A 6,268-nucleotide genomic window follows, 5' to 3' on the forward strand; every position below is an offset into this window, starting at 1 on the left:
AGGAACCCGTTCATGCCCCGCCAACGCGGGGTGCGGGCAGGCCGGAGACCCAGGTGGTGATGGTGACGGTGGTGCCCTCGCCGGGGCTGCTGTCGAGGGTGAACTCCTGCACCAGCCGCTCTGCTCCGCTCAGTCCCAGACCCAGGCCGCCACCGGTGGTGTAGCCGTCGGTCATGGCCTGGTCGACGTCGCGGATACCGGGGCCGGTGTCGACGAAGGTCAGCCGTAGTCCACGCCGGGGGCCGTCCTCGAGCACCGCGATCTCCAGATGGCCGCCACCGCCGTGGATGAGGGTGTTCCGGGCCAGTTCGCTGGCCGCGGTCACCAGCTTGGTCTGCTGGACCAGGTCGAACCCGAGGGCGACGGCCGCGCGGCGCACCTGCTGACGTACCCAGGCCAGATCCGCGTCCGAGCGGATCGGCAGAGGCGTGGTGGAGGCGGGTGGGGCATGCATCACGCACCCTCTTCCGGGTGGGCGGACGGAGCTGCCGCGCACGTGACGGCCGACGACCGGGCGTTCGCGGCCGTCCTGTCCCGAACGGGCTTGTGGGAGGAGGCGCCGGACTCCCGGCCGATGATGTCGAGCAGGCCCGCGTCCGTCGTGGCCGAACCGCTTCCCCGGGGGCGGACGCCTTGGCGCGGGAGTTGTCCGGCCATCCCGTCGCACGGCTCGGCAGGGGTGGCCGGCAGGACGCCCTCGGGCGCAGCCTGCGGCACCGGGCCCGCACGGGTGGCGGCGCCGGTCACTGCGGGCTCGCTCCGGCGAGGGAGTGCCGGGAGACGACGACACCCTGCTCGGTGAGAGCGTGGGCCAGGGCCTCGGCGAGACCGGCCCGCGTGACGACCGTCCCGAGGTCGATGCCCAGATGGACGATGGTCTGCGCGATGGCCGGACGGATGCCGGACACGATGCACTCCGCGCCCATCAGGCGTGCCGCTGCGACCGTCTTCATGAGGTGCTGTGCCACGAGCGAGTCGACGGTCGGCACACCGGTGATGTCGAGGATGGCGTACGCGGCCCCGTGCTCGACGATCGCCTCCAGCAGACTCTCCATCACCACCTGGCTGCGGGCGCTGTCCAAGATGCCGATCAACGGGACGGCGACGACGCCCTCCCACAGCTTGATCACCGGGGTGGCGACCTCCAGCAGCTGCTGGTGCTGCCGGGCGATCACCTGCTCGCCCTCACTCACCGTCGTCTCCAGCACCACCAGGCGGAGCGTGCCCATCAGGGCCGTCAGCGCGAGGGCGCAGTCATGTGCGGGCCCCTCCGCGGAAGCGTCGAACTCGGCTCGCAGCAGGGCGACGACCGGCGTGCGCAGGCCGGCGACCTCGCTGTCGATCTGTGCGGGGGTGAATCCGGCCCGGCCGCGGGAGGCGGACATCCGGCCGAGCTGCTCTCTGACGGCGGTGAAACCCGGAGCCGCGAGATCCTCCAGCCGTCCGGAGCGGGCCACCTCGGCCAGTGCGTCCACGACGGCCTTGGACGCCTCGACCGCCTCGTCCCGGGCGACGGTGAACACCGTACGGAACAAGGCCGCGTCGGCCCATCGCTGGGCGATCTGCTCACGGCGCCGCTGCAGGAAGTCGGCCAGTGCGCCCGCCGCCCCGGAAGCCGTGTTCTGCTCCGCCACCTGCATCGTCTCCCTGCTGCGGGGCCGCGACCCGCCGAGCGGCAGACCATCAGGCAATTGTTGCCGCATGACAAACATTAGCGGGCGTGCGCGCCCCCCACAACACCGCCTGCCGCCGGGCGGTCCGGTGGACCGTCAGTCCAGCGCCCTGCCGCGCCAGTCCAGGCATACGACCAGTGCGTCATCGTCCGCCACGGCTCCGCCGCGGTGGCCGGTCAGCTCCCGCAGGATCGCGCGCGGCACCTCGGCGGCAGGCAGCAGCCGGGTGGCCTGAACGGCCCGGGTGAGAGCCTCGTCGCCGTACGCCTCCCCCTTCGGCGAGGCGACGGCGTGGACGCCGTCGCTGACGAAGACGAGCCGGTCACCGGGCTCGGCATGGAAGTCCTGCGCCACGTAGTCGGTCTCCTCGAACATGCCCAGGGGCAGCTGGGCGTCGAAGTCGACGGGCTCCACGCTGCCGTTGCGCAGCCGCAGCAGGCGCGGGGAGCCCGCGTCCACGACGACGGCACGGCCCGTGGTCAGATCGAAGTCGAACATCAGGACCGACAGATAGCAACGCCCTTGATAGTGGGCGTAGATGGCCTGGTCGGCCAGGGCCGCCTGGTCGGCGATGGAGATGCCCGCGCGGCGGGCGTTGCGCAGCGCGTTGATGGCCAGGTTCGTCAGCAGGGAGGCCTCTATGCCCTCGCCCATACCGTTGGTGACGTACAGCATCAGGTGGTCGGCGGTGGCCGACCAGTCGAAGTTGTCCCCGAAGATGGCGTAGGCGGGCTCCAGTTGGGCCGCGAGGTCGTACTCCGGCCGGGAACACGAACGGCCGGGCAGGAGCTGCCACTGCATCTCGGCGGCCAGGGTCAGCCGGTCCTTGCGCCGGGCCTGCAGGTACAGGTCGGTGTCGCGCTCGGCCACGATCAGTTCGTGTCCCAGCACATTGGCGATCTCGGCGAGTTCGGGTTCCCACTGGTGGGCGACGTCACCGCCGGACAGGGTCACGGACAGCACGCCGAGCCGGTCGCCGCGCACACTGACCGGCAGATGCAGACGGGTCCGTCCGTTCCGCCCTTCCTCGAGATACGGCCGCTGCGACCCGAAGGCCCGGCCGGCCGGGCTGTTGTGCACCGACACCGGCTCGGGCGTGTGCGGCGGGACCGACACGGGCCGCAGCACGGTCAGTCCGTAGTCGGCCATGTACAACTCGACGTTCTGCGCGTCGTACTGCTCGAGCAGCGCGGCGCGTACGGCGTCGAGCAACTCGTGGGGCGCCGCTGTGCGCAGAGCGCGTTCAGCGGCCACAAATCTTTTCATGATGAGGGAAACACCAATCCTTCGCCGGACGACCTGGTTCACGCGCAAGGCCGAGCTGCCGGGTGCGCCACGTCGGGCGGACCGTTGTCTCGGTGGCCAGGGCGCGCGGCTAGTACGCTGACAGGCACCCCAGTGCCTGCGAGAGAGTGATCGTGACTGCCTTCCGCCGCCCCCCGGAGCCCGATGAGGTCGCGCGTGTGACCACCACGGCCGTTGAGCTGCTGGAGGTCGTGTGGGGCCGGGCCTCGACGGCGCCCACCTCCGCGTCCCAGCTGCGGGTGCTGCACATCCTGGAGCACCAGGACGGCATCAGGCTGCGCACACTCGCCGAGTCCCTCGCCTCCACCCCGCCGTCCACCAGCCGGCTGTGCGACCGGCTGGTGGCCGCCGGGTTCGTCGAGCGGGAGGTGAGCGCGGAGGACCGGCGCGAGGTGCGGCTGCACCTGAGCAACCGGGGCCGCGCCTTTCTCGCCGACCTGCGCGCCCGCCGGGAGGGGGAGCTGCAGACGGTGCTGCGGGATATGCCCGCCGCCAAGCGGGTCGCGCTGCTGGAGGGGCTGGAAGCGTTCTGTGCCGCCGCGGCGACGCAGATACACGACGACGTCGCGGATTCGGGCAGCCGAACCGCCTGAACCGTCGTTCGCGACGCATGTGTCACCGTCGGCTTTCGACGTCGGTGACCAGCACACGGAGTGGCCTCCGTCCACCGGAGCATTCCAGGTCCTTCCCGCGTACGTCCGACCCGCTTACTTTGTTGCCTCACGGCTACTATTGTCAAACGGCAACAATGCACCGGAGGGCTCCTTCGCGAACTCGGATACCCCGACATCGGGGAGTTCTGCCAAGGTTGTGCCGTATGTCTCCCGAATGAGTGGGGACCGGGCGAGCAAGGCACGAACAGGGGCCCCTGGCGGCGTCACACTGAAGCCACTCGGAACTACTTCTATTGATCCGATGTATCTGCGCCGCAGTCATTGACCTCTCGCTGCCCTACCCCTACCTTTCCTGCATGTTTTTGACAACAGAACAGACGCATGCCGCGAGACCCGCCAGACCACCCTTCTTATTCATCGGGTCTTACCGTCTCCTCGCGGCCCTCTTCTGCGCAGTGCTGTGCTTCGGTGTGCTCACTTCGCCGGCGCACGCCGCGACCGCGGTCAGCTACTTCGTCTCGCCGAGCGGGAGTGACAGCAACCCGGGGACCAGCGCCGACGCCCCCTTCCGGACCCTCACCAAGGCACAGACCGCGGTCCGGGCGATCGACAAGTCGACGTCCGGTCCGATCACCGTGACGCTGGCCGGAGGCGTCTACCGGCTGGCCAAGACCCTCACCTTCAGCTCCGCGGACTCCGGCGGCGGCACGGCCGGCACCGTCTGGTGGAAGGCGGCGGCCGGACAGACTCCGGTGGTCAGCGGCGGTGTCCAGGTCACCGGCTGGTCGCGGACCAGCGCCGACAGCAGCATCTGGTCCGCCCCGGCGCCCAGCGGCCTGGACACCCGGCAGCTGTACGTGAACGGCGTACGCGCCCAGCGCGCCACAGGCTCTCTGCCGGTGTCAGTGACCCAGACGGCGACCGGATACACCACGGCATCCGGCGACCCGATGGCCGGCTGGCGCAATCGGTCGGCGATCGAGTTCGTCTACCGGGGCGGGCTCGGACTGTGGACCGAGCCACGCTGTCCGGTCGCCTCCGTCACCAGTACCGCCATCACCATGGCCCAGCCCTGCTGGAACAACTCCACCCAGCGGGTCATGCGCACCGACGACTCGGGCCGCACCTACAACCTCGTCGGCCGCAAATCGATCACCGAGGCCCCGACGGCGGTGGAGAACGCCTACGAACTCCTCGACAAGCCGGGTGAGTTCTACCTGGACAAGACCGAGCACCGCTTCTACTACATCCCGCGTTCCGGGCAGGACCTGACCACCGCGGACGTCGAGGCACCCTCGCTGGACACCCTCGTGGCGACCTCCGGCAAGGCCTCGGACGAACCCAGTCACATCGGCTTCCAGGGCATCCAGTTCAGCTACGCGAACTACACGACCTCCAACACCGGCACGGGCTTCTCCGAGATCCAGGCGACGTACCAGGTCACCGGCACCACGGGCTACGCCACCCAGGGGCTGTGCACCTTCGTGTCGGGCGGCACCTGCCCGTACGGCAACTGGACGAAGATGCCCGGCGCGCTGAGGTTCACCTACGACAGCAGCATCCACTTCGACCACGACTACTTCGTCCATCTCGGCGCGGCCGGACTGGACCTCGGCAACGGCTCGCAGAACGACACCGTCACCGCCTGCGTGTTCACCGACATCTCCGGCAACGGTCTCGACCTGGGCGGCGTGGACATCCCCCAGCCCAGCAGTACGGCACAGCACACCAGCGGAATCACCGTCAAGGACAGCCACTTCTACGACACCGCCACCGAATACCACGGCGGGGTCGCCATCGACGCCGGATACATCGACCCGGGTTCGACATAATTCCGTGGCCTGGAGAGGCGAATCCGGGGTCTGACCTGGGCGGACGTGCGTGTGTCCGCCTGGAGGGCGTGTCTCTAGGCGGTGGTGTTCTCGCTGGTCAGCGGGGTGCGGGCTGAAGTGAGACGACCTGCTTGGGGGCGGGGATGTCCAGCTTCGCGAGTAGGTCTCGCTGAGGCTTGGTCAGGGCGGTGACCTGCTGGAACGTTCCGGTGGGGCCGGTGAAGGTGCCCAGATGGAGGCGGTCGAGCTCGCGGCGGATCTGCGGCCAGGTGTCGCCCGTGGTGGTCTCGGTGATCCGGATCAGCAGGAGGGCGAGCCAGCACAGGATGACGTGGGCGCGGATGCGTTCTTCGAGGCGGTGGTAGACGGGCCGCAGGTCGATGATCTGCTTCATGTCACGCCAGCCGCGCTCGACTTCGAGCAGCTGCTTGTAGCCCAGCGCGATGTCCTCGGCGCTGAGGTGGGGGTCCGAGCAGCGCAGGAGGTACTTCCCGTCGAGGTTCTCCTCCGCCTTGATCTTCGCCTGATCGACGCGGAGCTTGCCGGCCGGGGTGGCGCGCAGGTAGCGGTTCAGGCCGGGCTTGTCGGCGATCCGTCCGCGTAGTTCGCCGCGCTTGAAGTCGCTGAGCTTGTCGGCTCCCTCGATCAAGTCGGCCAGCTGGGCGACGAGTTGTTCGCGCATGTGCCGGTCACGCTCGGCCGCTTCGGGGTTGTGGCAGATGACGAATCGGTCGATGTCGGATATCCGTACCTCCTTGACGCGCATGTTCTCGCCGACGTCCTGGTAGCGGCCCTGCCGGGACAGGGCGGCCTGCACCTCGGGACTTCCGGAGCGGAGCTTCTC

7 protein-coding genes are annotated in these 6,268 nt (G+C 69.4%); 2 read left to right on the forward strand and 5 right to left on the reverse strand.

What is annotated here, in order from left to right; translation table 11 throughout:
- Positions 1 to 10 precede the first annotated feature (10 nt).
- From ACWCQ1_RS36735 to ACWCQ1_RS36750, 4 genes are all read right to left on the reverse strand, one after another.
- Positions 11 to 454 carry an ATP-binding protein gene (locus tag ACWCQ1_RS36735; RefSeq protein WP_358601612.1) on the reverse strand — a complete coding sequence of 148 codons (444 nt, stop codon included), beginning with the start codon at positions 452 to 454 and terminating at the stop codon, positions 11 to 13.
- The gene (locus tag ACWCQ1_RS36740; RefSeq protein ID WP_358601609.1) at positions 454 to 747 is read right to left on the reverse strand and encodes a hypothetical protein; all 294 of its coding nucleotides are present in this window, start codon (positions 745 to 747) and stop codon (positions 454 to 456) included. Before ACWCQ1_RS36740 ends, ACWCQ1_RS36735 begins: the two co-directional genes overlap by 1 nt.
- Entirely contained in the window at positions 744 to 1,640 is an 897-nt protein-coding gene (locus ACWCQ1_RS36745; protein ID WP_358601606.1) for an STAS domain-containing protein, read from the reverse strand. The genes ACWCQ1_RS36740 and ACWCQ1_RS36745 overlap by 4 nt, the downstream gene beginning before the upstream one ends.
- 129 nt (positions 1,641 to 1,769) lie before the next feature.
- Positions 1,770 to 2,939: a PP2C family protein-serine/threonine phosphatase gene (locus tag ACWCQ1_RS36750; RefSeq protein WP_358601603.1), complete on the reverse strand. Its 1,170-nt coding sequence runs from the start codon at positions 2,937 to 2,939 to the stop codon at positions 1,770 to 1,772.
- A gap of 197 nt (positions 2,940 to 3,136) precedes the next feature.
- Here ACWCQ1_RS36750 and ACWCQ1_RS36755 point away from each other — a divergent pair, with 197 nt between their 5' ends.
- A complete protein-coding gene (locus tag ACWCQ1_RS36755; RefSeq protein ID WP_133043870.1) occupies positions 3,137 to 3,571 on the forward strand; it encodes a MarR family winged helix-turn-helix transcriptional regulator in 435 nt (144 codons plus the stop codon).
- Between the two features lie 491 nt (positions 3,572 to 4,062).
- Positions 4,063 to 5,424: a hypothetical protein gene (locus ACWCQ1_RS36760; RefSeq protein WP_451028330.1), complete on the forward strand. Its 1,362-nt coding sequence runs from the start codon at positions 4,063 to 4,065 to the stop codon at positions 5,422 to 5,424.
- A 97-nt stretch (positions 5,425 to 5,521) separates the two neighbouring features.
- Here the strand turns inward: ACWCQ1_RS36760 and ACWCQ1_RS36765 are convergent.
- Positions 5,522 to 6,268: IS1634 family transposase (locus ACWCQ1_RS36765; protein ID WP_451028331.1), on the reverse strand; the 747-nt coding region annotated here is incomplete at its 5' end.

The sequence above is a fragment of the Streptomyces sp. NPDC002144 genome (genome assembly GCF_053593695.1).